At 59.7% G+C, this 26,684-nt stretch carries 25 protein-coding genes; 10 read left to right on the top strand and 15 right to left on the bottom strand.

Going from position 1 to position 26,684, the window contains the following annotated elements; translation table 11 throughout:
- The first annotated feature begins 126 nt into the window (after positions 1-126).
- From mreC to AUC43_RS01335, 4 genes are all read left to right on the top strand, one after another.
- Positions 127-1,065 (top strand): rod shape-determining protein MreC, encoded by a 939-nt coding sequence (gene mreC / locus AUC43_RS01350; protein ID WP_071885790.1) that lies wholly within the window; start codon positions 127-129, stop codon positions 1,063-1,065.
- On the top strand, positions 1,062-1,589 hold the full coding sequence (locus AUC43_RS01345; RefSeq protein WP_068188842.1) for a hypothetical protein: 528 nt from the start codon (positions 1,062-1,064) through the stop codon (positions 1,587-1,589). The genes mreC and AUC43_RS01345 overlap by 4 nt, the downstream gene beginning before the upstream one ends.
- A gap of 161 nt (positions 1,590-1,750) precedes the next feature.
- Positions 1,751-3,586 carry a penicillin-binding protein 2 gene (gene mrdA, locus AUC43_RS01340; protein ID WP_068188839.1) on the top strand — a complete coding sequence of 612 codons (1,836 nt, stop codon included), beginning with the start codon at positions 1,751-1,753 and terminating at the stop codon, positions 3,584-3,586.
- Positions 3,587-3,782: 196 nt separating this feature from the next.
- Complete coding sequence (locus tag AUC43_RS01335; protein WP_068188836.1) at positions 3,783-4,499, top strand: 3-ketoacyl-ACP reductase; 717 nt, start codon at positions 3,783-3,785, stop codon at positions 4,497-4,499.
- Between the two features lie 99 nt (positions 4,500-4,598).
- Here the strand turns inward: AUC43_RS01335 and AUC43_RS01330 are convergent, their stop codons facing one another.
- The 4 genes from AUC43_RS01330 to AUC43_RS01315 all read right to left on the bottom strand — a co-directional run bounded on the left by AUC43_RS01330 (position 4,599) and on the right by AUC43_RS01315 (position 11,546).
- Positions 4,599-5,210: a M15 family metallopeptidase gene (locus AUC43_RS01330; RefSeq protein WP_199243490.1), complete on the bottom strand. Its 612-nt coding sequence runs from the start codon at positions 5,208-5,210 to the stop codon at positions 4,599-4,601.
- A gap of 532 nt (positions 5,211-5,742) precedes the next feature.
- A complete protein-coding gene (locus AUC43_RS01325) occupies positions 5,743-8,334 on the bottom strand; it encodes a zinc-dependent metalloprotease (protein ID WP_068188831.1) in 2,592 nt (863 codons plus the stop codon).
- 175 nt (positions 8,335-8,509) lie between these two features.
- Complete coding sequence (locus AUC43_RS01320; RefSeq protein WP_068188828.1) at positions 8,510-9,910, bottom strand: NADH-quinone oxidoreductase subunit N; 1,401 nt, start codon at positions 9,908-9,910, stop codon at positions 8,510-8,512.
- Positions 9,911-10,079: 169 nt separating this feature from the next.
- The gene (locus AUC43_RS01315) at positions 10,080-11,546 is read right to left on the bottom strand and encodes a complex I subunit 4 family protein (RefSeq protein ID WP_068188825.1); all 1,467 of its coding nucleotides are present in this window, start codon (positions 11,544-11,546) and stop codon (positions 10,080-10,082) included.
- Between the two features lie 150 nt (positions 11,547-11,696).
- On the opposite strand from AUC43_RS01315, the gene AUC43_RS01310 reads away from it, so the two are divergent.
- A complete protein-coding gene (locus AUC43_RS01310; protein ID WP_068198056.1) occupies positions 11,697-12,092 on the top strand; it encodes a VOC family protein in 396 nt (131 codons plus the stop codon).
- A gap of 7 nt (positions 12,093-12,099) precedes the next feature.
- Here the strand turns inward: AUC43_RS01310 and AUC43_RS01305 are convergent, their stop codons facing one another.
- Genes AUC43_RS01305 through AUC43_RS01295 form a run of 3 tightly spaced genes read right to left on the bottom strand, consistent with a single transcriptional unit; the run spans position 12,100 to position 14,090 of the window.
- The gene (locus tag AUC43_RS01305; protein WP_068188822.1) at positions 12,100-12,789 is read right to left on the bottom strand and encodes a DUF3575 domain-containing protein; all 690 of its coding nucleotides are present in this window, start codon (positions 12,787-12,789) and stop codon (positions 12,100-12,102) included.
- Positions 12,786-13,568, bottom strand: a complete 783-nt coding sequence (locus AUC43_RS01300) for an LVIVD repeat-containing protein (protein WP_071885789.1) — start codon at positions 13,566-13,568, stop codon at positions 12,786-12,788. Before AUC43_RS01300 ends, AUC43_RS01305 begins: the two co-directional genes overlap by 4 nt.
- 3 nt (positions 13,569-13,571) lie before the next feature.
- On the bottom strand, positions 13,572-14,090 hold the full coding sequence (locus AUC43_RS01295) for an LVIVD repeat-containing protein (protein WP_068188811.1): 519 nt from the start codon (positions 14,088-14,090) through the stop codon (positions 13,572-13,574).
- 186 nt (positions 14,091-14,276) lie between these two features.
- Here AUC43_RS01295 and AUC43_RS01290 point away from each other — a divergent pair, with 186 nt between their 5' ends.
- Positions 14,277-15,146 (top strand): glutamate--tRNA ligase family protein, encoded by an 870-nt coding sequence (locus AUC43_RS01290; RefSeq protein WP_068188808.1) that lies wholly within the window; start codon positions 14,277-14,279, stop codon positions 15,144-15,146.
- A 165-nt stretch (positions 15,147-15,311) separates the two neighbouring features.
- Here AUC43_RS01290 and nfi read toward each other — a convergent pair whose 3' ends face one another.
- Positions 15,312-16,010 (bottom strand): deoxyribonuclease V, encoded by a 699-nt coding sequence (nfi, locus tag AUC43_RS01285; protein WP_068188804.1) that lies wholly within the window; start codon positions 16,008-16,010, stop codon positions 15,312-15,314.
- Between the two features lie 144 nt (positions 16,011-16,154).
- Here nfi and AUC43_RS01280 point away from each other — a divergent pair, with 144 nt between their 5' ends.
- Positions 16,155-16,727 (top strand): DUF1990 family protein, encoded by a 573-nt coding sequence (locus AUC43_RS01280; protein WP_068188801.1) that lies wholly within the window; start codon positions 16,155-16,157, stop codon positions 16,725-16,727.
- A complete protein-coding gene (locus tag AUC43_RS01275) occupies positions 16,705-17,433 on the top strand; it encodes a DUF1990 family protein (protein ID WP_068188799.1) in 729 nt (242 codons plus the stop codon). Before AUC43_RS01280 ends, AUC43_RS01275 begins: the two co-directional genes overlap by 23 nt.
- 6 nt (positions 17,434-17,439) lie before the next feature.
- Here AUC43_RS01275 and AUC43_RS01270 read toward each other — a convergent pair whose 3' ends face one another.
- Positions 17,440-17,745: a DUF3817 domain-containing protein gene (locus tag AUC43_RS01270; RefSeq protein WP_068188796.1), complete on the bottom strand. Its 306-nt coding sequence runs from the start codon at positions 17,743-17,745 to the stop codon at positions 17,440-17,442.
- 134 nt (positions 17,746-17,879) lie between these two features.
- Here AUC43_RS01270 and AUC43_RS01265 point away from each other — a divergent pair, with 134 nt between their 5' ends.
- Positions 17,880-18,926, top strand: coding sequence for an NAD(P)-dependent alcohol dehydrogenase (locus AUC43_RS01265; protein WP_068188794.1), 1,047 nt, complete (start codon positions 17,880-17,882; stop codon positions 18,924-18,926).
- A gap of 302 nt (positions 18,927-19,228) precedes the next feature.
- Here AUC43_RS01265 and AUC43_RS01260 read toward each other — a convergent pair whose 3' ends face one another.
- The 3 genes from AUC43_RS01260 to AUC43_RS01250 all read right to left on the bottom strand — a co-directional run bounded on the left by AUC43_RS01260 (position 19,229) and on the right by AUC43_RS01250 (position 23,982).
- The gene (locus AUC43_RS01260) at positions 19,229-21,349 is read right to left on the bottom strand and encodes a T9SS type A sorting domain-containing protein (protein ID WP_082684832.1); all 2,121 of its coding nucleotides are present in this window, start codon (positions 21,347-21,349) and stop codon (positions 19,229-19,231) included.
- Positions 21,350-21,742: 393 nt separating this feature from the next.
- Positions 21,743-22,762 carry a T9SS type A sorting domain-containing protein gene (locus AUC43_RS01255; RefSeq protein WP_082684831.1) on the bottom strand — a complete coding sequence of 340 codons (1,020 nt, stop codon included), beginning with the start codon at positions 22,760-22,762 and terminating at the stop codon, positions 21,743-21,745.
- Positions 22,763-23,163: 401 nt separating this feature from the next.
- Positions 23,164-23,982, bottom strand: a complete 819-nt coding sequence (locus AUC43_RS01250; protein ID WP_068188785.1) for a ribonuclease H-like domain-containing protein — start codon at positions 23,980-23,982, stop codon at positions 23,164-23,166.
- Between the two features lie 291 nt (positions 23,983-24,273).
- Between AUC43_RS01250 and AUC43_RS20755 the strand changes: the two genes are divergently transcribed.
- Complete coding sequence (locus AUC43_RS20755; protein ID WP_157780872.1) at positions 24,274-24,447, top strand: hypothetical protein; 174 nt, start codon at positions 24,274-24,276, stop codon at positions 24,445-24,447.
- A 78-nt stretch (positions 24,448-24,525) separates the two neighbouring features.
- On the opposite strand, the gene AUC43_RS01245 is transcribed toward AUC43_RS20755, so the two are convergent.
- The 3 genes from AUC43_RS01245 to AUC43_RS01235 all read right to left on the bottom strand — a co-directional run bounded on the left by AUC43_RS01245 (position 24,526) and on the right by AUC43_RS01235 (position 26,670).
- The gene (locus tag AUC43_RS01245; protein ID WP_068188782.1) at positions 24,526-25,047 is read right to left on the bottom strand and encodes a carboxypeptidase-like regulatory domain-containing protein; all 522 of its coding nucleotides are present in this window, start codon (positions 25,045-25,047) and stop codon (positions 24,526-24,528) included.
- A gap of 282 nt (positions 25,048-25,329) precedes the next feature.
- Positions 25,330-25,749 (bottom strand): carboxypeptidase-like regulatory domain-containing protein, encoded by a 420-nt coding sequence (locus AUC43_RS01240; protein ID WP_082684830.1) that lies wholly within the window; start codon positions 25,747-25,749, stop codon positions 25,330-25,332.
- A 255-nt stretch (positions 25,750-26,004) separates the two neighbouring features.
- Positions 26,005-26,670 (bottom strand): SdpI family protein, encoded by a 666-nt coding sequence (locus tag AUC43_RS01235; RefSeq protein ID WP_068188775.1) that lies wholly within the window; start codon positions 26,668-26,670, stop codon positions 26,005-26,007.
- Positions 26,671-26,684: the final 14 nt, after the last annotated feature.

Here is a 26,684-nt window from a genome sequence, read left to right as displayed (position 1 = left end):
CGTTCGTCATGCTGAGCGCAGCCGAAGCATCTCTACCGCGAGAGTAATTAATTACTGCTGCACGCGAGATGCTTCGGCTGCGCTCAGCATGACGTTCTTAATTACTGTAATCAATTAAAATACCCCGTGCGGAATTTATTTCTATTCCTATATCGCTTTCGCGGGGTGTTGGTATTTGGCTTGTTGGAAATAATTAGCCTGTATTTATTTGTCACCAATAACTCGTACCAACGGGCGGCATTTTTTAATTCGGCTAATTCTTACGCGGGCCAGGTGCTGGCCAAGCGCACGCAGGTAGCCGATTACTTCCATTTGGCCGAGATGAACAAGCAGCTGGCGACCGAAAATGCCGCCCTGCGCCAGCAGCTCTACCTGCCCGATACCGTTGGCCGCGAAGCCGATTCGGTGGCCGTGCCGCCGGCCCGCACCGACTCGCTGAAGCGCATTCGCTACCAGCGGCCGGCGGCCAAGCCCGATACGATTTTGCTCGGGTTGCAGCGGCTGGCGGCCCGGGACCCGAGTTATCCACTCATTCCGGCCCGGGTTATCAACAATATGCTCCGGAATGTGGACAACTTCCTCACGTTGAACGTGGGCAGCGCCAACGGCGTGCGCCCCGGCCTAGGCGTGATAGCGGCCAACGGGGTGGTGGGCCGCGTGAAGGTGGTGAGCGAGCACTACGCCACCGTAACGAGCCTGCTCAACTCCAAAACCAGCATTGCCTCCAAGATTAAGCGCGACGGCACGTTTGGCACCATTCGCTGGGAGGGCGACGACCCCACCCACGCCACCCTCGACAACGTGCTGCGCGAAACCCGACTGGTGAAGGGCGACACGGTGGTGACGTCGGGCTACAACGCGGTATTTCCCGAAGGCATCTTCATTGGCACCATCGATTCCTTCGTTAAAGAACCCGATAAGAATTTCTGGACGATACGGGTGCGGCTGGGCGTCAACTTCGGCAACCTGACGCATGTGTACGTGGTAACGCCCCGGCCCAAGGCCGAGCGCGACACCGTGGAAGCTCACGCGGGGCTGAAAGTGGAAGGAGCCCCCCGCCCATGAGTGGACTGCGGTTTCTCCTGATTCAGACGCTACGCTTTTTTCTTTACGCGGGGGTACACGTGCTGCTCATCAGCCGGCTGGTGCTGTTCGACCTGGGCTGGTGCTTTTTTTACCTGGGCTTCCTGTTGTTTCTGCCCATCGCCACGCCCATTGTGGTGCAGCTGCTGCTGTCCTTCGGCATGGGCCTGACGATGGACATTTTCTACGACACGGGCGGGCTGCACGCAGCGGCGGCGGTGCTGCTGGGCTTCCTGCGGCCCTGGGTGCTGCGCCTACTCACCCCGCGCGACGGCTACGACAGCGCCGACACCGTGAACGTGCACCAGATGGGCTGGCAGTGGTTTAGCGTGTACCTGCTCCTGCTGGTGCTGCTGCACCACGCGGCGTTTTTTCTGCTGGAGCTGGGCAGTTTCCGCCACATTGGCCTTACGCTCGGAAAAATTCTGGGGAGTGCACTCTTTACCAGTCTTGCGTTGTTGATTGTGCAACTGCTGTTCTTCCCCGTGCGAAGGGGCCGGAACTAGCGGTTTGGCCCAACACCATCCGGGAACATCAGGATTTTGCTTGCGTCGGTGCCGCGGGCGCTTCTGGTGTGCGCTGGTACCTTCATGGATTGTAATAGTTGAGTAGTAGAAATGCTTCGGCTGCGCTCAGCCCTTCCCCTTTTTTATAGTATAGAAAACCGATGCAATACCTGGAAGGCCGGAAATACGTCGTGCAAGGCATTTTTCTGGTGGTCGCCCTTATTTTCCTGACGCGGCTGTTTTTCATGCAGGTGCTGGACGGCACCTATAAGCTGGCCGCCGACAAAAACACCCTGCAGCGCATCGTTCAGACGCCGTACCGGGGGCTTATTTACGACCGCAAAGACCACCTGCTGGTGCAGAACACGGCGGTGTACGACCTCGTGGTGGTGCCCCGCGAGGTGAAGCAGCTCGATTCGGCCCGCTTCTGCGAGCTGCTGCAGATTCCGATTGAAGGCTTGCGCACCAGCTTGCGGGCGGCTAAAAAATACTCGCGCAACAAGCCTTCGCCGATAGTTCAAAACCTGACCACGCCCGACTTGGCGGCCATTCTGGACCGGCTGGGCGATTTTCCGGGCTTTCATATTCGAGACCGCATGGCGCGGGCCTACCGCACGCCCAACCTGGCGCACGCCCTGGGCTACGTGGGCGCCATCACGCCGGCCTTTCTGGAGAAGCCCAAGTACGCCAAGTACCAAGCCGGCGAGAACATCGGCATTTCGGGCCTGGAGTCTTACTACGAGCAAACCCTGATGGGGCGGCGCGGCGTGCAGTACAAGATGGTGAACGTGCGCGGCGTGGAGAAGGGCAAGTTCCGCGGCGGCGAGTTCGATACGCTCTCGGTGGCCGGGCAGGATTTGCACCTGAGTATCGACGCCGAGCTGCAGGCCTACGGCGAAAAGCTGCTCGCCGGCCGGCGGGGCTCCATCGTGGCCATCGACCCCAAGACGGGCGAGATACTGGCGTTTGTATCGGCGCCGCACTACGACCCCAAGCAGCTGACGGGCAAGGGCTCGGGCAACCGCTACATGGCCCTGCTCAACAACCCCGACCGCCCGCTCTTCGACCGCCCGCTGATGGCCACCTACCCGCCGGGCTCGGTATTTAAGCTGGTGAACGAGCTGGTGGCGCTGCAGCTGGGCGTGGTTAAGCCCGAAACCGGCTTCGAATGCAACCAGCGCCTGGTGCACTGCACCCACCAGCACGAGTATCCGGCCAACGTGAGCCTGGCCATCAAAAACAGCTGCAACCCGTATTTCTACCAGGTAATGCGCGCCGCGGTGGTGCGCGGGCAGTCGCCTAACCGGTTCGAAGACGCCCGCCTGGGCCTGGGCCAATGGCAGAAAATGGTGAAGTCCTTTGGCTTGGGCGAGAAGCTGGGCGTGGACATGTCGCAGGAGAAGCGGGGGCTCATTCCCTCGCCCGAATTTTACGACAAGCTGCGCGGCTACCACCACTGGAACTTCAAAACCGTGTACTCGCTCAGCATCGGGCAGGGCGAAATCGGCATCACGGGCCTGCAAATGGCCAACGTGCTGGCCACCATCGCCAATCGGGGCTGGTACGTCACGCCGCATTTCGTGCGCGGCATTGGCAACGGCGGCCCCTTGCCGCAGTACCGCGAGCGGCACTACACGGCCGTCGATACCGCGTTTTTTAAGTACATCATCCCCGGCATGCAGATGGTAGTGGACGGCAGGGGCGGTACCGGCAACCTGGCTTCGTTGGCTCAATTCGGCATTTCGGTGGCCGGCAAAACCGGCACCGTGCAAAACCCGCACGGCTTCGACCACGCCACGTTTGCGGCTTTTGCGCCCGTGGAAGCTCCCAAAATTGCCATTGCCGTCTTCATCGAAAACAGCGGCTTTGGCGGCGTGAGCGCCGCCCCAGCCGCCGGCCTTATGATAGAGCAGTACCTGCGCGGCAAGGTGGCACCCCACCGCAAAACCTGGGAAAACTGGGTGATGTACGGCGACTTCACCAAGCACCTGCACTAACGCGGTACGAGGTAGAGACGCATGCTTGCGTCTTGGTGTGGAACGACTTGCGCTGAACAGTTGGGCTGGGAAATCACTAAGAAGCGCGGCCGCCGAGACGCAAGTATGCGTCTCTACCACGTACTACGTACCGCCAGGCCAACAATTCCTGCGTAATAAGGTTGTAGCACCTCCTTATTCAATATTCGAAATACACATGGAATCTCTGCAAGGAAAAGTCGCCCTCGTTACGGGCGCGGGCAAAGGCATTGGCCGGGCCGTGGCCCTGGCGCTGGCCGCCGAAGGCGTGAGCGTGGGCTTGCTGGCGCGCACCGATAGCGACCTGCAAGTGCTGGCGGCCGAAATCATCGCCAACGGCGGCATCGTGGCCACGGCCGTGGCCGACGTGGCCGACCGCACCGCCGTGAACGTGGCCGTGGCCAAGCTCCACCAGGACCTGGGCCCGATTGACATCCTCATCAACAACGCCGGCATCGGCAGCTTCGCCAAATTTCTGGAGATGGAGCCGGAGCAGTGGGAGCACATCATCCAGGTCAACGTGCTCGGGACGTACTATGTCACCCGGGCCGTGCTGCCGGACATGATAGCGCGGCAGACCGGCGACATCATCAACATTTCCTCGACGTCGGGGCAGCGGGCCGCGGCCGGCAGCAGCGCCTACAGCGCCTCCAAGTTTGCCGTGCTTGGCCTTACCGAGGCGCTGATGCAGGAGGTGCGCAAGCACAACATCCGTGTGACGGCCCTCACGCCCAGCACCGTGGCCACGCCCCTGGCCCTGGAAAACAAGCTCACCGACGGCAACCCCGACAAGGTGATGCAGCCGGAAGACTTGGCCGAATTCATCGTGGCCCAGCTCAAGCTTAACCGCCGCATCTTTATCAAAGAAGCCGGCATGTGGTCGACAAATCCCTAATCGGGAATTTCAATAAGTAACCAAGCGCCCGCGTCACGTAAGTAGCGCGGGCGCTTTTCTTTTACAGGAAATTGAGCTAAAAAGGCAGGCGCGGTTCAACTAGATTTTATTGAACGGCACGTTTTGAATGCGGTAGGATTTCCAGCCCTGGAAGTCGAAGTGCCACCACTCGGCCTCGAGCACAGTGAAGCCGTTTTGCTCCATTTTGCTGCGGAGCAAGTCTCGCAGGGCGCGCTGCGCGGGCGTGCCGCCGGCGTAGTTGGCATAGGAGCGTGGGCTCATCTCATCGTATTCGCCCGTCATCTGCACTTCTTTGGCCGCGGCAATATCCCAGAGGCTTAAATCGACGGCACAGCCGCGGTTGTGGCGGGAGCCTTTTTTGGGGTTGGCTACAAATTCCCGCTTGGCTTTTGGGGTAATATCCCAGAATACTTTGGTGACACTCCAGGGGCGGTACCCATCGAAAATCAGCAGTCGGTAGCCCAGGGGCTCCAGCTCCTTGTTGACTCTTGCGAGGGCTTCAGCAGCTGGTCGCTGCAGAAAGGCCTGGGCTTCGGAATAGACCGGGCGGCCCGCAAAGTTGTTGCTCGTGGCGTACCGAATGTCCAATTGAATAGTCGGGTCGAGCCGCTTTAGCTCCACCAAATCAGAGGACTTAAAGGTTCCGGTTTCCTGCGGTGGTTTGGCCGCGCAGCTGCTAATTAGAACCACTGCACTAAGTGCCCAAACCTTGCGAATCGCCCGGTATTTATTTTCGAAATTGTACATGAAATAGCGTTCGAATTTCGGTTAAATATAACCCTCAATTAAATTCTGTTTCTTTAAATCAATTAAGTCAAAATCAATATAGCTCAATTAATCACGGCGGTGGTAAAACAGGAGGTGATTTTAAGTTGTGGCTAGTCGGCAGTTACGAGACGCCGGTTAAACACACAATGGCGCGTTGCGAGACGCGTTCCAGCAAAAGCGTCGCCACCTGAACGGTAGGCCCATGCTTTGCCAAGGGCAGCCGGAACAAACAGGGCCTGATGGCGGCAGACCGTGCACTGGCACTTAGGTCGGCCCTTGCGACTGCCGTTTTTGCGCACCGCCGTACTACCACAATTGCCACACGTTAACGTTGTTTGAAATTGGCCTTCGAGCTAAAAAATACAGTTTTTAATTAAATATTATTGGACTTTATAAAAAAGAGCTGCCCCTAAAATAAGGGGCAGCTCTTTTTTATAAATCATCTGTTTTTTCTTTAGCCCTTCGGATTTAAGGCTTCTTCTATCCTATCCGAAATATCCTGTAAATGGTAGCTGCTTAAGGAATCTTTTTGGCTGGGCAACGAAGATTTTACGAGGGCATTAATTGTACGTAGCTCAGCTTTGGCCACGGAAACTACATCACCGTATTTCGCATTACTGGCGGCCACTGTGTTGCCAGACATTGGCATACCAACCGGAGGAGAAGCTGGCGCAGGTTTAATCAACTCAATTAACTTCTCAACGTAAATTTTCTGCAGGTTGCGGCGGTATACGTCAATGGGTTGGTTGATTTTAACCTCCCTAAAAACGGAATTGTTTATATCCGTAAAAAACGAAGTTATTTTATATGCTTTATCCCCATCAAAAGCCTCGCCGGCAATTAGTTTAGATAACGTATTGTTGCTGATTAGGCGGGAAAGGATAGTTTCCTGGCTCCGCGACACCACCGTTAACGGGTTGCCGCCAATATTATCCAACACCGGCTTATCTACTAGCCACATCGGCGTGGTAAATAAGTTTTTGTCTAGAAAAGCCAGCGCTTCTTTTTGCGTGTCCGCCGGAGTGCGTTCGTAAACCGGGCCCGCCTGGTCAACCGTTTTCGGGTTTTCGTAAATGCCCCCAATATTTTTGGCCACGTGGCCCATATAGCGGTTGTATTGCGCGGTTAACTGCCCGTACATGGTTTCCAAATTTTTGTAGTCTTCGTTGGGCTCGCGGGTCCACTCAGGCAATTTGGTTAAAATGTGCTGCAAGTTTTTAATGCCATACTCGCTGGCTTTCATGGCGTTGTCGCCTAAGTCCTCGTTTTGCGAGTGCGGGTCGTCTGGGTTAATTTCAGTGCCAAACCAGTTCCGGCGGTTTTTTAATTTTTCGACCGTTGTTTCATTTAAAATACCTACTTCATCGGCGGCGCTTTTGGCCTTCGGCAATACTTTATAGCCCCACTCTATCGCCCACAAATCATAATCGCCGATGCGGGGGTAAATGCCTTTGGCGGTAATGTTGTCTCCGGGCTGGGCTACGTAGTTAAAGCGGGCGTAGTCCATGATAGAAGGCGTATGGCCGTTGGCTTCCACCCACTTTTTATTCCGCAGGTTTTCTACGGGTACCGTGGAGCTGGAGCCGTAGTTATGACGCAACCCAAGGGTGTGGCCCACCTCGTGTGACGACACAAACCGGATTAAGTCGCCCATCAGTTCGTCGCTGAATTCCATTTTACGGGCCCGCGGGTCAATCGCCGAAGCCTGAACCATGTACCAGTCGTGCACTAGTTTCATGACGTTGTGGTACCAGTTTATGTGGCTTTCCATTATCTCGCCGCTGCGAGGGTCCGAAATACTGGGGCCGCTGGCATTGGATATTTCGGAAGGCTTGTAAACAATTGCCGAGTGCCGGGCATCGTCGAGACTCCAATTGGGGTTTTCTTTTGCGGTGGGGGCCACTTTGCCAATAATGGCATTTTTAAAACCGGCTTTTTCGAAAGCTTTCTGCCAGTCATTTACACCCGCTATCAGGTAAGGCACCCACTTTTTGGGCGTAGCCGGGTCGATATAAAATACTATCGGGTCGCGCGGTTCAACCAACTCTCCTCTTTTGTAACGGGCCATATCCTGGGGTTTGGGTTCCAAACGCCAGCGTTTCACCATCTGAATATCTTTTACGCCCTGCGGGTTGGTATCAAAGTCGGTATAACCCACGGTAAAATAACCGACCCTCGGGTCGAAGAAGCGGGGCTGCATGGGTTTTTTAGGCAACACCACCAGCGACGTGTTTACTTCAATGGTAGCAGAACCAGTCAAGTTATTAGGTCCGCTCCCAGCCGCCGGCGTTCCGGGGCCGCTCGGGGCTGATGCCGTAGCCGGAGCCGGCGTAAGCGCGTAGGTTTTAACAGTAGTTACTTCTACGTTGGTTGGGAAACTGCGTACGTTTTCGATATAACTCCGGTCGCCAACAAAATTACCCAGCCGGATGCGGGTTTTGGCGGCCGCCGAACTGAAAGAGAATATTTCGTTTTCACCGTTGATATAATCGGTAATATCAATTACGCTGCCTTTATTATTGGGGGTGTAAGCGGCAACGTTAAATGCTGCTACAATGGCCTGAATATTTGAGCGTCGCACGGCCTGGTACATGGCCTTGGTGCTATCGGGGCTGTAGGTGCTAAACGATATTTTGCGCAGAAAAACACGGTTGTTCGGCCCTTTCACGAATTGAACGACCGAGCTGCCAATTTGGTCGCCGGCGTAACCGGCGGCAGCCCGCACTTCGGCACCGGCTTTCGAAATCCGGTTTACCACCAGTATTTCCCGGCCCATAACCGAATCGGCCAGCTCGAAAAAATATTTATCGTCGACTTTATGAACTGTAAAAAAGCCGGCTTTGGTAATTGCTTTATCGGTAATTACCGTTTTGTATGGTTTGGGCTGCGATTTCTGGGTGGCATTGCCCTGCAGGCCGGCAGCACCCGCCATTTTTTTTACCGTATCGGCAACGGTAGGAATCGGGCCGGGCGTTGGGTGGGTTTGGCTGTAAGCTAGGCTGCTAATGGTGGTAAACAGTCCTATTATTAGTAAATTTTTATTCATGCAAATTTATTGGGCTGTGTTTATTTAATTAGTGATTTTTAGCTAACAAACTGACGGCAGGAAATACCAAAGGTGTATTTTTTTATTCTTTCCTAAGCAGGCTTATTATCCCGCAAATCAACTTTTTAAAAATTTAAATAACCCAAATTTTTTACGCAGGGGTAAAGTAGATAACTTACAATATCCCGCTCAGGAAGCCCGGGGCAATGCCCAGCAAGATGGTGAGCAGCGCCAGCACTGCCAGCGTCACGGTTTGAATGCCGTCTACCGGTACGGGGGTGGCGTCGCCATCCACGGGACGCAGGTACATGGCGATGATGGGGCGCAGGTAGTAGTAGAGGCCCACCATGCTCATGATTACCGCAAAAACGACGAGACCGATGTAGCCTTGCCCGGCCGCGGCGGCCAGCAGGAAAAACTTGCCGAAGAAGCCGCCCGTGAGCGGAATACCAGCCAGCGAGAGCATGGCCACCGTCATGGTGAAGGCCAGCAGGGGGTTGGTTTTGCCCAGGCCATTGAGGCTGGCGTAGTCGTCGCGCAGGCGGTGCTCGGTTACCAGTTTCAGCACGCCGAAGGCGGCCACCGTGGCAATGGAATACGCCAGGGAGTAGAAGAAGATGCCGTTGGCGGCGTCACCGGTGAGGACGCCCTTGCTGGCCACGAGGCCGATGAGCAGGTATCCGGCGTGGCTCACGCTGGAGTAGGCCAGCATGCGTTTGGTGTTGGTTTGGGCGGCGGCGCCCACGTTGCCGAGCAGTAGCGTGAGGGCGCACATGGCTTGGATGGTGGGCAGCCAGAAACCCTGGGCCGCGGGCAGGGCCACGGCCAGCAGCTTGAGGAAAGCGGCAAAACCAGCCGTCTTCACCACGGTGCTCATGAAAGCGGTGAAGAAGGTGGGCGTGCCCTCGTACACGTCGGGCGTCCAGAAGTGGAACGGGGCGGCCGATACTTTGAAGCCGATGCCGATAATCATCATCAGGATGCCGATGTAGAGCATGGGCTGCAGGCTGGCATTGGCGGGGGCAGCCACGGCCGTGGCCAGCTGCGAAAGCACGAAGGTGCCGGTGGCCCCGTAGAGCAACGCAATGCCAAACAGCAGGATGCCCGTGGCAAAGGCGCCCATCAGGAAGTACTTGAGGGCGGCCTCGTTGGAGCGCGAGTCGCGCTTGCTCGAGCCGGCCAGCACGTACATGCAGATGCTCAGGATTTCGATGCCCACAAACAGCATCAGCAGGTGGTCGTAGCCCACCATCATAATGGCGCCGACCAGCGAAAAGAGCAGCAGGGCGTAGTATTCGGCCAGGTTGGTTTCGCCCGACAGCACGTAGCTGCGCGAGAAGGGCAGCAGCACAATGGTGGTGAGCAGCACGATGCCGGTAAATGCCACCGTGTAGTTATCCACCACCAGCATGTTGTTGAAATACGGCGCGTGCACCACGTTCCAGTCGGCCAGGTTGGCCCCGAACACGGCCAGCAGCAGCAGCATGGCGCCGGGGAGCAACACCTTGTTCGAGCGCAGGAAGCCCAGGAACAGGTTGAGGATGCCGAAGACGGAGAGAAGAATGATGGAGGTCATGTAATAACTTCAAAAAGGACGTTGGGCGGTGGGCCGGGCCCAATGGAACGTCATGCTGAGCGCAGCCGAAGCATCTCTACCGCGCAAGTATTAAGTTAGTGTTGAGGTAGAGATGCTTCGGCTGCGCTCAGCATGACGTTCCTGTTTTGTTGTCAAAAACGAAGGGGGGTTAGCGGCCGACCAGTGCCAGGATGTTGGTCACGGCGGGCTCCGAGAGGTGCAGGAACGTGCCGGGGAACAAGCCCAGCCAGAACACCAGGGCAATGAGGGGCACCAGCACCAGCAGCTCGCCGCCGGTCAGGTCGTTAATGGTTTCGGAGAAAGCAGAATCCGGGCCGAGCATCACGCGCTGGAACATGCGCAGCAGGTACACGGCCGAGAAGATGATGGTGAGGCCGGCCACGGCGCCCACCCAGGCATTGTATTGGTACACACCCGCCAGCAGCAGGAATTCGCCCACAAAGCCACCGGTGAGGGGCAGGGCCACGGTGCTGAGCAGCATCACCAGAAAGCACACCGACAGCACGGGCGTGCGCCGCGTAAGGCCGCCCAGGTCGGGGATGAAGCGGGTGCCGGTGCGGCGCTCAATGGCGTCGGCCACGAAGAACATGCCTACTACGTTTACGCCGTGGGCCAGCATCTGTACCACCACGCCTTGCAGGCCAATCTGGGTGAGCGAGAACACGCCGGCCGCCATCAGCCCCACGTGGGAGAGCGACGAATAGGCGATGAGGCGCTTCATGTCGCGCTGCCGGATGGCAATGATGGCGCCGTAGATAATGCCGATGACGGACAGGATGATAACCAGCTTGCCCCACTGGCTCACGCCGAGCGGCACCACCGGCAGCAGCCAGCGCATGGTGCCGTAGATGCCCATTTTCAGCATGATGCCCGAGAGCAGCATGGTGGCCGGAGCTGGGGCCTCGGTGTAGGTATCGGGCTGCCAGGTGTGGAAGGGGAAGATGGGCATCTTCACGGCAAAGGCCGCGAAAATCAGCCAGAACAGCCACGACTGCTCGGCCGCGCTCAGCTTCAGGTTGTAGAACGCCGACAGCTCCGAGGAGTGGGAGGCCAGGCTGCCGGCGGCGGGGCCGGTTTGCAGGTACAGGTACACAAAGCCCGCCAGCATGAGCAGCGAGCCCACCACCGTGTACAGGAAGAACTTGAGGGTGACCGCAATGCGACGCTCGCCGCCCCAGGCGCCGGCCAGGAAATAAATCGGAATCAGGGCGACTTCCCAGAAGAAGTAAAACAGGAAAGCGTCGAGCGACATGAACACGCCCAGCAAGCCCGTTTGCATGAACAGCACGAGGGCGTAGAAGGCCGAAGGGTTGTCGTACTTGTGCCGGAAGGCGGCCAGCAGAATGAGCGGCACCAGAAACGTGGTGAGCAGCACCAGCAGCAAGCTCAGGCCATCCAGCCCAATGTGGAAGTTGATGCCGGCCGAGGGAATCCAGGCGTAGTCGAGGTTAAACCCGGCCGTGCCAGTGCTTTTGAAGGCGAACGCGGCATATACCGCAAGACCAAATTCGAGGAGGGAAGCACCCAGGGCCAGGGCACGGGCGGTGGCTCCCTTGGTGAAATGCAGCAATAAAGCGGCAGCAAGAGGGAGGAAAAGCAGTACAGCAGTCAGCATGAACGAGCGGGTTGGGCGCGTTGCAGGGTGGGGGAACCCACCCGCAAATTGAACGCAAACTTACGCACGGACCCGTAAGGCTCCGCTGTAATTGTGTAACTTCTGCAGTAGGGCTATCTTGTAATGCTTATTTACGCCATTCTAGTCATCATGCAAGTTCCCACGCTGCGCATTGCCCGGCCCACCGATGATTTAGCGGCCCTGCTTCGGTTTTACTGCCACGGGCTGGGCTTGCAGCAATTGGCTTCTTTTGCCAACCACAACGGCTTCGACGGGGTGATGCTGGGCAGCCCGCAGGCGCCGTACCACCTGGAGTTTACGCACCGGCCTGGCCACCGCGTGGGCCGGGCGCCCACGGCCGACCACCACCTGCTCGTGTTCTACCTGCCCAATCTCATCGAATGGCAAACCGCCGTGGACCGCATGCAAGCCGCCGGCTACGCGCCCGTGCCGTCGTATAACCCCTATTGGGACCAGCACGGGCGCACCTTCGAAGACCCCGACGGGTACCGCGTGGTGCTGCAAATGGCTGCGTGGACCTTGTGATTAAGCCTTACTTGACCACGAAGCCCAGGCTGACACCCATGGTCCAGAACGTGCCGGAGTGGCCATAGTCGGCCCGGGCCGAGCGGTAGCGGCTGGCTTCGCCGGCGCTCGAGCGGCTGTTCAGGGCGTTGAGGCTGAGGAAGGTATCGAAGCGCAGCCGCGGGTGAAACACCTGGCATTGGTAGCCCAGGGTGGCCGCCCCGCCGTAGCGGTTGATGGTTTCGGAGTAGTCGCGGAGGCGGAATTTGTAGTAAAGCAGGCCATCGGTGGCGGATGGGTCTTCGCCCCAGCCTTCCTGCTGGTAGCTGAGGCGCAGGTGCTGGTACTCGGCTTTCAGGCCAAGGTACACGCCGGCCAGCTTGGCGCCTTCGGTGCCGGTGTTGGGAATGTAGTAGCGGGAACCCAGCCCCAGCCCAACACCCCGCACGTGGTCGTCGGAGTGGCGCGTGCTTGGCGGCGTAGAATAATCCACTGCTGTGCCGGCCACCACCCGCGGCAGCAGCGACACGCTTAAGCGCGGGGCGCAGCGGTACTCCACCTCCGCTTCGTAGGTGCTCGACAGCAGCCGAACCAGCGCCAGCTTCACGGCCAGTTGAGCGGAATCGGGGGCTATCTGGGCTTGCACAGCGCCGGCATTCAGCAGCAGGAACAGGCCCGCCAGCAGCTGCAACCACGTTTTGAGCTGGGGCCGGCTCATGGTTTCGTGGTCACGGGAATTCGGCTCAACTGCTGCAGCGTGGCGGCGCTGGTGGCCGTGGCGGCGGTGTAGCGGTACTGGTACAGGCCATCGGTGCCCGTGACGAGCAGCACCCCTTTATGGGCAATGACGTCGGTAGCGGCGATGGAAAACGACTGGACCTGAACCAGCGTGGGCGCGTTGCGGGCGTCGAATACCTTGATGCCCTTATCGCACACAAACACCAGGGAGCTGTCTACACCCAGGCCGTAGGGCTGCGACAGCGGATAGGATTTGGCCAGCTGGGGCCGGGTCAGGTTTACTAGGTCCACCACGTCGAGCTGGTTGAGGCCGCGGGCGCAGGGACCGTCGCTCCGCAGCGTTACGTAGGCGTAGCGGTCGGCCACTACCACCGGGTCGCAGCTGAAGGTGTGGGTGTAGGTGCCCACCAGCTTAGGCGCGCCCCCAACCGTGTTGTAGATAAACATGCCCTGCTGGCTGCCGATAAACAGGTAGGGGGCTTGTGGGAAGATGGTTTCGACGCCGATGCCCACGTTCACTACCGGCCCGGGCGTGGGTGTTTGCGGGGTGCTCAGGTCGAAGGTGCGCAGACTGACGTTGTCCACCGCATACAGCGTGTTGCCCATGAGGGCGAAGCGCGCCGTGGAGCCGGCTTGCCCTTCGCCGCCCGGGGCGGCATTGGCCGCGGAGGGTGAAGCCGAGTCGCCGCAGCCGCCGCTGCTGAGGGTAATGGCCAAGCCCAGAAACACGCCGAAACGGATAAGTAGGAGGGTTTTCATGGTTTAGCGTTTTTCCCAGCCCACAATCACGGAGTTGGCGGGGCGGTTGGCGGGTTGGTATTCGGCGGGCAGGGAGAAGTTGCGAATGGGGGCCGCCAGCTCGGGCAGGGCGTTGCGGGTGCGGCCCACCACGCGGGCCTGGGCGGGGTCGCCGATGTCGATGACCACCAGGTCGGGGCCGTTGTCGGCGTAGAGCAGGCTGCCGCGCACGGCCAGGTCCACATTGCCGGGAATGCGCAGGAACTGCACCTCGGTGGGCTTGGCCGGGTCGGCGTTATCGTAGATGTGGATGCCCTGGTACAGTTCGTTGACGAACAGGTAGCGGTTGCTGATGAAGATTTTGCCCGGCACCTGCAGGGCGCGCGGCGGCTGCCCGGCCACCGACGTTTCCAGCTGCTGCCGCGACATCAGAATGGGCCGGTACGACACGGGCGGCGTGCCGGGCGCGGGGTTTTGGGTGGGGCTGACGCAGCTTTTCAGCAGCAAACACAGGCCCAGCAACGGCAAGTAGAAGAGGCGCATAGCACGGGGCGGATAAAGAGCTGTTCTGTTTAACTGCAAGTCAAGCAGTTGAGCCGTTGCAATTGCTGCCTAAGGTAAGGGATTTTAATAGTTATATACCTGACTTTATTAGCTCAACAATTCCCTGCGTGCCCGCGGCTTATACTTGCGCCTCCAAGCCACCCCATGCCATTGCCCCCTGCTGCTTTGCCTCCCGTCGTTTCGCGCCTGGCACCCACGCCCAGCGGCTACCTCCACCTCGGCAACGCCGTGAACTTTGTGCTGACCTGGCTGCTCACCCGGCAGGCCGGGGGGCGGCTGCACCTGCGCATCGACGACCTGGACCGCGCCCGCCTGCGTCCGGCTTACCTGGATAATATCTTCCGCGTCATCGACTGGCTCGGCCTCGACTACGACCAAGGCCCCCGCGGCCCCGACGATTTCCTGCGCCACTACTCGCAGCTGCTGCATCTGCCCGAATACAACGCCGTGCTCCGCCGCCTAGCCCTGCTGAGCACAACCAAACAGCCCAACCTGGTGATGGCAAGCACCCGCTCCCGCACCAACAGCACTGACGCTCCGGTTCCCCTCGAAACGCCCGGTGCCGCTTGGCGAGCGCACGTACCGCCCGGCACAACCGTGGCTTTCACCGATGGCTGGCAGGGCGAAACGAGCCTCTCGCTCGGGTCGCTCATGCCTGACTTCGTCATCCGCAAAAAGGACGGCGTGGCGGCCTACCAGGTCGCATCGGTAGTCGATGATTTGTGCCTGGGCACCACGCTCATCGTGCGCGGCCTAGACCTGCAGCCCAGCACAGCCGCCCAGCTCTGGCTGGCCGGGCAGCTATCCGAAACAGCTCCATTTAATGCCACGCGCGTGCACTTCTATCACCACGCCCTTCTTACCGATGCGACGGGGCAGAAGCTCTCCAAGTCGCAGCAGCTGCCGCTGGATGCGGGCGTATTGAGCCAGGTGCAGGGAAAGCAGGTGGTATTTCAAGCAGTAGCCAGGCTGTTGAATCTTCCGGCTGAAGCGGCTGAGAGTCTGCAGACACTGCAGGGGCATCTCTGCCGATAGAACCTCACCCCCGGCCCCTCTCCCGCGGAGAGGGGAGCCTGACGTTATTCAGCAAACAAAAAGCCTCAACTCAAGATTTAGCTGGGACTTTTCTTTATAATGAGATTAGTTCTTGTGCCGTGGCTCCCCTCTCCGCGGGAGAGGGGCCGGGGGTGAGGTTCCCCACTACTGAGCCTGCCGTACCTCTTTCTTAAACTGCTCCGCCCAATGGTCGGCCAGGCGCGTGGGCTCCGGCAGCTTGTAGCCGCGCAGGCACGCCAGCGTAAGCCGGGTGGCGGTAGCTTGGTCGCAGCGGTGGCCGGGGCTCACAAAAAGGGGCAACACCTTGTCTTTGCTGCGGATGACCTGGCCAATGAGCTCACCGGTTTTGGCGTCGGTGAGCGGCGAAATCTGACCGCGCTCCGGGCCGGGCTCTACGAAAGTGCCGGTCAGCTTTTGCTTGGCTACGCCGAAGGTGGGCATGTCGAGCAGCACGCCGAGGTGCGCGGCAATGCCCATGCGGCGCGGGTGTGCAATGCCGTGACCGTCGACCATGATGACATCGGGCTTGTTCTGGAGCTTGGCGAATGCCTCGATAACGTTGGGCGCTTCGCGGAAGGAAAGGAAGCCGGGCACGTAGGGCATGTCCACCACTCCATAGTTGTACACTTTTTCCACCAGCTCCAGCGAGGGGAATTTCAGCACCACGAATACCGATAGAATGGTGTCGGGCGTGGGAAAAGAAGAATCGCAGCCGGCGATGAGGCGCGGCTCTTGGGCCAACGGCTCGGCGCGGACGCGCAGGCGCATTTCCTGCTGCTGCTGGGTGAGCGTCTGCACCAGAACGGGGTCGGGTGGGGGGCCGGGCGGGCGGTAGTAAGCCATAGGAGAAGGGATGAGTTGTGAATTAGAAGGTGTGATTTTGGGATGTGTCGTCGGCCATGTCCCGAAATGCCCAAACGGCGTATACGCAAGCTGTGCAGTTGGTGCCCAACTCCTAATTCATCTCTCACAACTCATCATTCCTCCGTGGAACAATCTGAACAGCCCGCAGCCACCGGTTCGGGCCCGTGGCTCGAGCGCCGCTACTTTATCGACGTGGCCCGGCCGCGCCACACGCCCACGCAGCTGATGCGCGATGTGCAGGCCAACGTGGCTGACTTTGCCCCCGAGATGCTGGCCGATTTCAAGAAGAAAGACGGTCCGGACGACTGCCTGCGGGTAGGCGAGGAGTTCGAAATCACCATTCTGGGCCCCTGGAACGGCTGCGTGCGGGTAACCGAAGTGGGCGACACCCACTTCGAGTTCATTACGCTGGAAGGCCATCCGGAAGCCGGCCGCATTCAATTCGAAGCACATTTTCTGGACGAGTCTCCGGACGTGCTGCGGTTTGAAATCCGCTCCCGGGCGCGTTCACGCGATGGGCTGGTGGCCTTTGCCTACAATACCATTGGCGTGGGCAAGCGCGTGCAGGAAGCCACCTGGGTAGAATTTTGCCGGCGGGTGGCGGCGGCCAGCGGCGGCCAGGCCCTCGGCGACGTCACCGTGGAAACCCTTACGCACACCGAAACCGGCTCCCATGACCACGAGCGCCACGCCTAACCCGCCCCTCACTAGCGCCGCACCGGCCAAGCCCGGTACTACACCGCCGCTCTGGGAGCAGCAGCGCGCCCGCCTCGAGTCCTACGCCAATGCCGAAGTCAACTACGACTTCAGCCGCCAAAACGAGTACACCAGCGCCACCGGCTGGCGCATCGACGACTACGAAACCGCCCTGCCCGCTGAAGCCCCCGGCCCGCCTGCGGCGGCCGGCTCCTTTGCGGCCGCCCAGGACGTGCTGCGCCGTTACGCCTTCCCGCCACCCGACCTCATCACCGGCATCTTCTCGCCCGATGGCCCCCTCGAAAAGCGCATTATGGTGCTGCGGGCGCAGTTTCTGTTCTTCAAGTTTTACTTCGGCGTGCGGGTGAGCGGCGTGACCGACGAGGCCGCCCGCGCCACGCCCGACGGACCGGAGCGGGTGTGGGGCTACGGCTACCGCACGCTCGAAGGCCACTTTGAGCGCGGGCAGATTGACTTCACCATCCACAAAAACCTGGGCACCGGCGCGGTGCAGTTTCGCATTCACGCCGTGTCGCAGCTCGGCCAGATTCGCAACCCCTTCTATTGGGTGGGGTTCAAGCTGTTTGGGCGCAGCCTGCAGCGCAAATTTGCCCGCGAATCATTGCGCCGGATGCAGGAAATGGTGGCCACGGCTCTGGCCCAGGGCACGCCCGCTCCGCCGCCGGTGCCTGTAGTCACTGCCTGACGGGCCTTAATGAAACAGGCGCCGGTCGGCCCAGAACGTGCCGAAGGGCACCACGGAAGCCAGCAGGGCCAGCGCCGTTTTGCTCAGAGACCAGCGCTGCTGCATCGCCACCTGAATGACCAGCACCACGTACAGTATAAACAATAGGCCGTGCGCCATGCCCACGTAGCGCACGGCGGTGGGCTGGCCGGCCAGGTACTTCAGCGGCATAGCAATGCCCAGCAACACCAACAATGAAGCCCCTTCTAAGAAAGCAATTAGCCGCAGGCGGCCCAAAGACGTAAGCAACAACTGACTTGAAATAGCGGGCATAGCGGAAGACCTACAGGTATAATAATGCTGCAAAGCTACCCCGGACTTTTCTGCCCACCGCCCCAAACATTGGTTGGCTGCTTCGGTTTAGCCCCCTGCGGCCTTCGGCCCATTTTTACCCTTATCCCAGATTTATGATTCCTACGAAAGCTTACGCAGCCCCGGCTGTCAGTGCCCCGCTTACCCCGTTTGATTTTGAGCGCCGCGAGGTTGGGCCGCACGACGTATTGATTGACATTCAGTTTTGTGGCGTGTGCCACTCCGACCTGCACCAGGTGCGCGACGAGTGGGGCGGCTCCATTTTCCCCATGGTGCCCGGCCACGAAATCGTGGGCCGAATCACGAAAGTGGGCGACCACGTGAAAAACTTCAAAGTGGGCGACCTGGCCGGCGTGGGCTGCATGGTCGACTCCTGCCGCACCTGCCCGAGCTGCCTGGAAGACCTGGAGCAGTACTGCGAAGTGGGCATGGTGGGCACCTACGGCGGCCGCGAGCGCGGCACAGGCCAGCCCACGTATGGCGGCTACTCCAGCCAGATTGTGGTCGACGAGAAGTACACCCTCAAAGTATCCGACAAGCTCGACCTGGCCCGCGTGGCCCCGCTGCTGTGCGCCGGCATCACCACCTACTCGCCCCTGCGGCAGTGGAAGGTGGGCCCCGGCCACCGCGTGGGCGTGATGGGCCTTGGCGGCCTGGGCCACATGGCCGTGAAGCTGGCCGCCGCCATGGGTGCCGAAGTCACGGTGCTCAGCACCTCGCCCAACAAGGAAGCCGATGCCAAGGAGCTGGGCGCCCACAACTTTGTGGTGACCAAGGACAAAGACCAGCTCAAGTCGGTCACCAACTACTTCGACTTCATCATCAACACCGTGTCGGCCCCGCTCGACCTGGCGGCCTACCTGAACTTGCTGCGCCGCGACGGCACCATGATTCTGCTCGGCGTGCCGCCCGAAGCGCCCCAGGTGCACGCCTTCAACCTCATCGGCAAGCGCCGCCGCATCGCCGGCTCGCTCATCGGCGGCATTGCCGAAACCCAGGAGATGCTGGACTTCTGCGCCGAGCATAACATCATGTCGGATATTGAGCTGATTGACATTGCCGACATCAACGAAGCCTACGAGCGCATGCTGAAGGGCGACGTGAAGTACCGCTTCGTCATCGATTTGGCCACGCTCAACTAAGCTCCGTAGCCCAACTGGCGCCAGCCCAAACGGCCGGTCTTCTAAGCGGAAGGCCGGCCGTTTTTGTTTGCTCTTCCGAGTTCGCCAGACAATGGGTAGAGCTGGGCTGGTAGCCGAAAAAAAGCCCTGCGCCATTCGCAGGGCTTTTTATACTCGTCACGCTGTAGGGTGCGGGGCTTGGCCCCGCCCGCCGTTCGCGCATACCCAAGGATTCTGTTCAACGGTGGGCGGGGGCAAGCTCCGCACTCTACAGTGTTTTTCGCAAACCACTTTGTGATGTGTATAAGGAATACACAAAGCGGTTAGTCCTTCACCAGTTTCACGCGCTGGGTTTGCCCATCCGGGTAGCGCACCTGCACCACGTACATCCCGTGGGACAGGGCGGCCAGGCTGGGCAGCTGCAGGCTGCCGGTGCCCACGGCCAGCGTGGGCTGCCAGGTCCGCACCACGCGGCCCAGGCCGTCGAGCAGGCGCACGGTGGCCGGGCCGGCGGCCAGGGATTGCAGGGTCAGGTTGATTTCCGACGTAAACGGATTGGGGTAGCCCTGCACCAGGGCCAGTGCCGCCTCGCCGAAGGTGACCACGCGCGGGCCGTAGAAGCTTTGCTTGCCGTCAAGGTCGAGCTGGCGCAGGCGGTAGTAGCGGGTGCCGCCGTGGGCGCTGGCCGCCACGTCGCGGTACTGGTAGGTGCGGGCCGCGCTGCTGTTCGGGGTTTCGGAAGCCACAAAGCCCAGTTTCTGGAAGCTGACCCCATCGGCCGAGGCCTGCACCTCAAAGCCCTTGCTGTTTATCTCCTGGGCGGTGCTCCAGGTGAGCACGGCATCGGCCCCGCTGGCCACCGCCGCAAAGCTGGTCAGGGTCACGGGCAGCGGCGTGCGCCGGTCGCCGAGGGTGAAGGTGGCGGCCAGGGTGCCGTCAATGTTGGTGCGGATGAGCACGTTGGCAAGGGAGTCGATGCTGGTGCGGAACAAGGGCGTGAACGGGATGCCGCCCGACAGCGAGCGGAACAGCACCAGGTCGCTTTCAAAAATCCCGTTTATCTCCGAATCCAGGTAATGGAAGCCAATGGAGTAGCTGGTCACGTTGGGGTTTTCGGGCGTGAAGCTGAAGCTGCGCTTCACGCTTTTGCTCGGCGGCACCCCGTTGTACACGTACCCGGTGAGGCGGGTGGCCAGGGTAATCCGGGAGGCGGTGGTGGTGGTGAGGTCTACCCCAATGTTGCCGAACGAGTTGGTTTGCCCGGCCTCCACAAAGCGCTGGGCGCGCAGGATGCCCAGCACAAAGCTGGTTTCGGTCTCGCCCGTGATGGTGGCGTTCACGCCCAGGTCAACGTTGTACACCACCGAGTTGTCGGTGCGCGTGGAAATGACCCCGCCCTGGCCGATAAAGGCCAACCGGGCCAGGACGTCCATCCGGTTGGTGAGCAGCTTGGTGCCGCCGCCCTCGATGTGCATTTCAGTAAAAGCGGCGCCGTCGAAGGTTTGCGTGCCGCCCGCCAGGGTAAACACCCCGCCCGACTGCCCAAACCCGCCAAAGGGGTCCTGGAAGTCGCCGTAGACCCGCAATTCGCCACCGGTCAGGAAGTTGCGCGCCCCCAGGCTGCCGTTGTTGCCCAGAATGCGCAGCGTGCGCACCTGCGCGGCCACCGGGTTGCCTTGGGCATTGAATTGCGCTCGGACGGTGGGGTAGGGGAACGCACCACTGGCAAAGAAGGCAATGGTGGCATCGGTGGTGCTGGTGGGAATGGTGTTGGGGCTCCAGTTCAGGGGGTTAAACCAGTCGTCGCTCACGGCCCCCGTCCACAGCACGGGCACGCTGCCGGTTACGGTGAAGGTGGTGGTGTAGTTTAGCCCGCCACGGTTGTCGAATATGAACGCCGTGCCACCGCCACCGCTCTTAAAATCGTAAGCACCCTGGAAATACAGCTCCAGCACGTACACCCCAGGGCCGCTGGTAGCGGCCAGTAGGTTGGGGTTGCTGGTGATGTTTTGCCATTTTTTGTCCCGGGAGCCCGGGCCGCTCGCTTCCACAAAAGTCAACGGCAGCGAGGTAAACGCACCCTGCGTCGAGCCCTGCAGATACACCCGGTAAAACAGCTGCACGGCCTGCACGTCGTCGTTGCCGGTCTCGTTGGTGTTGGCCTCGGCCCCCAGGGTCAGAATGCCGGTGCCCCGGTCGTAGCTGCCCAGGCTGCTGATGCCCAAAAGCGGGGGCTCAGGGCCGCCGCCGTTGCTGTTGGTGTAGTACCGCGTCCCGTTTAGGATAACGAAATCCTTAACAAAGCCGGTGGCCCGGGCGGGGTTGGCAAGCCCGGAAAGCAGCATCAGGACCAGCCCCGCCAAGAGCTGAAGCGTAGCAAATTTATTCGCTTTTCTCAATAGTGAATAAATGCTATATGTATTGTCGATTATAGCTGTTTTCATGGTAGTGGGCTATAAATAGTGTAAATGAAAAATCGATAGACAAAGTATTTTACGGAATTTACTGAAAAAAAAGTGTCGATTAATCAAAGAAAATCTTTCTTTTATACTGTCGAGTTTGTGGCTTGCTGGCAGTTTGGCTGCTGTTGAGGTAGGAGGGCGGCTTGGCAGTGAGGCGTGGCCCTTGGGCGCCAGTTTCGAGGCTTGTTGGATGGTTGAGCTTACCTGGCGGCGCAGCAATGAAACCGGGGATTACAGCCCAACATTTTTCGTTAAGGCACAAAAAAATGCCCTTCCGTCGGAAAGGGCATTGGGCGGTACTTGCCAGGAAATTTGGGCTGGGTTTTTAATGCGGTGGCCTTTGAATCGAGGACGGCCCGCGAGAAAACGCGGCAATCAATCCGATACCACGAAGCGCTTTTGGATGGGCGTGCCGCTGCCAAACAGCGTGAGGACGTAGGTGCCCGAGGCTAACCCTGCCGGCAGGGGAAGCGACGCGAGGTAGTACGCTTCCGTCGGGGCCAGGGTGCGGGCCAGCAGTACCCGCCCCAGGGCATCGCTGACGCGCAGCCCAACCACTTCATCGTCGTAAGCCTGCAGCAACAACTGCACGAGTTGGCCGGCGCTCGGCACGGGGTACACCTCCACCCGGCGGGCCAGGCGCGGCGCCGGGGCCAGGGCCACCACGGCGCTGTAGTGCACCGCGCCGTCGCGGTCTACCTGCCGGAGGCGGTAGTACGTGGGCTGCGTGAGCCGCTGCAGGTCGGGCCACTGGTAGGTTAGCGGGCGGGTGCTGGTGCCCGCCGCGGCCACCCGGCCGGCTTCGGCAAACGTGGAGCTGTTGAGCGAGCGTTCCAGCCCAAAATAGGCCGTGTTGCGCTCGGTGGCGGTGGTCCAGTGCAGCAGGGCCATGCCGCGGGCATCCACGGTGCCGGTAAACGAAGTTAGCTCAACGGGCAGGGGAGCGGGTGGCGCGCTGCGGGTGGCGATGGAGATGCTGGTGCTGCGGGTGTTGTAGGCAATGCTGGCGCCGGCGGCGTTGTACTCGGCGTTGGTGATGTAGTAGTACGTGTTGGGCTGGAGGCCCGTGACCGTGACGGCGTGGCCCGCGCCGCTATACACCGCATAGCCGGTCCCGAGTGCAGTGCCCTGGCCATAGGCCGCGTTGCCGGTGTAAAAATGGTCGTCGGCGGCCACCAGCGGCACGGGCATGCCCCCCACGGTGGCGGCCAGCGCCAGTACCCGGCCCTGGCCCGTGCCCCCGATGCCAAATTCCAGTTCCATGGTCGTGTCCGTGACCCGGACAATGCGGACTTCACCGCCCTGGCTAGGAGCCGAGACCTGGGCCTGGACGCGGCCAAACGATAGCCCAACTGCCAGACACAGCAGTAGCAGCGATAAAATGCGTGAAGGCATAAAACGGAAAGTAAAAGAAGGGGCTATATAGAGATTGAAATTAAATGAGAAACAAAAGCTGTTTTATGAGTATTGCCATGAGGCAAGTGCTTCCATGTCTTTCGTTTTATTGTTTTTGAGTATCAAATTATGGCAACAATAATGCAGGACTTGTTTTTATTTATGGCTAATAAGTGCGTAAAAAGGCTAATATTCATTTGAGGGCATTGAAATAAAGCAAGTGAGCTAAAATGGGCGCAATCAAAATTGACCCGGTTTCGTGCCCGAAGGCGTTGAGGTAAAAATAGTATTAATAAGTGTTGGCATTATGTTGAGCTGCCGGGGCGCATCGCTGGCGTTCGACCATCAAAAAGGGCAGCCTGTTGGGCTGCCCTTTGTCGAATTGCTTGTGAGAAAATGTGTTAGGCCATCACGCGCATAGCGGGCACGGCGGGCCAGGCCGTGTGGGTCACCTGCACCTCGGGCCACAGAGCCTTCTGGCCGGTGTAGTGCAGGTAAACGCGGGCCGTGGTGATGACGTCCTTTTCGCAGTAGGTCACGATGCGCTTGAGGTTTTTTTCGGTCCAGTAGGTGTAGCCCACCTGCGAGCCGTCGATGTCGTCTTTGGGCGACGGGATGCCGAAAACGCCGGCCAGCAGGGGCAGGGAAATGTGGCCTTTGTTGTCGCCAAACTTCCAGAGGTCCATGGTATCGAGCAGGTGGGGCAGGTCCCAGGGCTTGTGGCCGGCAATGTCGAGCATAGGCGGAATGGGCTGCCCGCAGATGAGCATGCGGCGGCCCATGTAGCCGTAGTCGAACTCGCGGCCGTTGTGGGCGCAGAGGTAGTAGCCGTCTTTGCCGGCCGTGTCGAGCTTGGGCCGGTAGTCCTGGCTGGCGGGCGGAAAGCGCTCCAGAAACTTCCCGAAGCCGCTGAGCACCGCGCACTCGTCGTCGTCGGCAAAGGACTTGACCCGGAACTCGAGCGCGTCGTCCTTCAGGTAGCGGAAATAGCCAACCGAGATGCACACCACTTTGCCGAATTCGGCGTAAAGGCCCGCTTTTTCATACAGCTCCGGGTGGGTTTTGCCGTCGGCCACCTCCTTGGCGTGGCGTTTGGTGCTGAACTTTTCCCAGAGCGGCCGGTGGGTTTCGGGCAGCTCGTCGTGGCAGCTATGACAGGGCACGGTCTCAATATCAACGAAAAAGACTTTGGTGAGGTCAACGTGACGGAGAATGTGCATGGCAGAGGCGGGCTATAGTCGAGTATGAAGGTAGTGCCCTGGCGGGCAACCGTGCAAAATTCCGCAGCGCTACCCTCGCGTTTAAAATTATTAACATATGAATATTAAATAAAAGCTAACCTGCAACGTTGGCGGGGCTCCTGGCCTCATCTTGCGGCATATTTCTCCCCTCAAGTCACTCGTTACTGTGGCTTTTCTCTACCCGGGCTCAGGGCAACCGCCGCTACTTCCACTACAAGATGGAGCTCAAGTCCCGAAAACGACTACCTGCCCGTAGCCATTTTCCCGGCCTTGGGCAAAGACAAAAAGCCTGTAACACCGCTGCTCACCAAGCACCGCATTCACACCAGCACCAACAAGTTCCAGTTTGTAGTGGCCAAGGAGCTCGCCAAAGCCGCCGTAGACCCCTATCACGAGCTGACAGACCGCGTGCTGGAAGACAATGCCAAGGATATAAAATTGTAGGCCGCCAGGCAGCCGACGCAAAAAAGCCCAGCTCCATTAATTGGGCTGGGCTTTTTTGCGTCGGCTGCTTTCTCGCGCTTACTTGATGCTGCGCAAAGAGCGGCGGGCCTGGCGGTGCGCCGTCTTGAGGTAGGCCTTCATGCCTTGGCGGCGGGCAATGGTGCACGTTACGGGCTGGGCAGTGCTCAGCTTCAGCGTGGCCGAGCAATCGTCGGCGGCAATGGTCGTGGTCTCATCGGCGAAGCCGGCGTAGCTGGCCACCAGCTGCACGGGGCTGCCGTTGTCCGGCACGGTCAGGCTGAATTCGCCGTTGGCATTGGTAACGGTCGCTTCTTCGGTGCCGGCCACTTCGACCACTGCACCCACCTGCACGCCGGCCGGGCCCATTACCCGCCCGCTCACCACCTTGGTGGCACTGCTGGGGCTGGCGGCCTTGCTGGTACGCCCATTGCCCACTGCAGCGGGCCGGCTGCCCACCGGAGCGGCCGAGGCTAACAGCAGCTTACTGGCGGGCTTGCTCTGGGCCTGGGCGCGGGGGCCGGTCAGGCTCAGGGCGAGGATGAGGAGGGAAGTGACGGCCAGGAGTAAAGAAGAGCGCATGCGACGAGGTACAGATAAGGTGGGAAAAGCCGTGGGGTTTTTGAATGATACAAATCTAGACTTGTATATAACCCCGTTTGGCCCTGTTTGGCCCAACGGTCATATTTGCACCGGTCAATGAATGATTTGGCTAGGCGAGTGAAATTGCTGTTTGCGAAAGCCAGCTTTTCGGGCATAAAAAAACCCCGACCGTATGGGGCCAGGGTTTTTGCTAAGGCACTGTTTTGCAGAAAAAAGGTGCCGGTTGCCTTGGTGAAAGAGGTGTTTTGGTAAGGATGAGGCTTATTCGTCGCTCAGCTCGTTGGCCGAGGGCCGGGTGGGGCGCACCAGGTACACAGAGCCCACGGCCTGAACGGGTGCGGTGGTGAGTACGGTCTCTTGCAAACCGCCGTAGCTGCACACCAGCTTCACGGCTTTGGCATCGGCGGGCACGCGGAGTTCAAATTCTCCTTCGGAGTTGGTCACGGCGATGGTGCGGGTGCCGTGCAGCCGAACGGTGGCCCCGGGCAGAGCACCCTGCTCGTCCTGTATCACCCCGTGCACCAGCTTATATGTGGTCGCTTTGGTGTTTTCTACGGCTGCCGGCTTCGTAACAGCCTTTTTGGGCGGCGCCACGCTGGCGTAGGCGAACTGAGCCCGGCCGGGCAGCGCTAAGAATAACAAGCCTAAGGCGATTACAGCAGATGTAAAGCGTGAGGTCATATAGAATTGCGTTGATGTCTTTTTTGATTGGGCATTGCAAACGTACAAACTAATAATAGCGAATTGCAAATATTGACAATTAAAAAATTATTGTAATTATAAGTAAAGGCCAAATTGGGCGATGGCAATTCAAAGCATACAAATGCAGAACGCCGCCCCACTGCAAGTGAAGCGGCTTTTGGTTAGCATTAAAACCCCACTTGTGGTCCAGCTTGTGGGGCCGCTGGGCGGGAAAGTGCCAGCGCGCTGTGCGGCTTAGGCCGAGCGGCCCAGCCGCTCCTGCTGTCGGAAAAGCAGGTAGGAGTAGAAGTAGCAAAAGGCCACCGTGCCCAGTATCAAGCCCAGCAAAGCCTTGCCTACCCAGGCCAGGGGCAGCACCAGCCCCAGGGCCACCATGAGCAGCCCGGCCAAGCAGAAGAGAATGCCGCCCACGCGGTGCGTGCGGGCCCAGACGGCTGCGCTTTCCAGCGTCCAGGGCGTGCGGATGCCCACAAAATAGTTGGGCTGCACCGTGGTGAGGTAGTTGCCCAGCAAGGCGAAACTCAGCCCCACAATGACCGCCGGCCCCCGGCCCGACGAGGCGCTGGGGTGCAGGGCCACGTAGAGGCAATAGCAAGCCAGCCCACTGACGAGCCCCACGAGGGCCAGGCGCAGCTTCTGAAAATTGGCGGTGTCGGTGGCGATGCGGTGCTTGGGGTCGAGGCGCGGCAGCACGCTGAGCAGCACCGCCAGGCCCAGCGGCAAAGCCAGGGTAAGCAGCCAGAGGTGCTCGCGGCGGGTGTAGCCGTTGGGCTGGCCGTCGAGCCCAAAGTGCGTGGGCACCTGGGCCGGCAGCCCCGCCCATGCATACGCGAGGTAGGCCGTGGGCACTAGCAACGCCAGCAGGGTGAGCAGTTGCCAGAGAAGCAGGTTCTTTTTCATGGAAACGTTGGAGT

This window comes from Hymenobacter sedentarius, from assembly GCF_001507645.1.
Lineage (GTDB): Bacteria > Bacteroidota > Bacteroidia > Cytophagales > Hymenobacteraceae > Hymenobacter > Hymenobacter sedentarius.
This window is presented reverse-complemented; position numbering and strand designations above follow the sequence as displayed.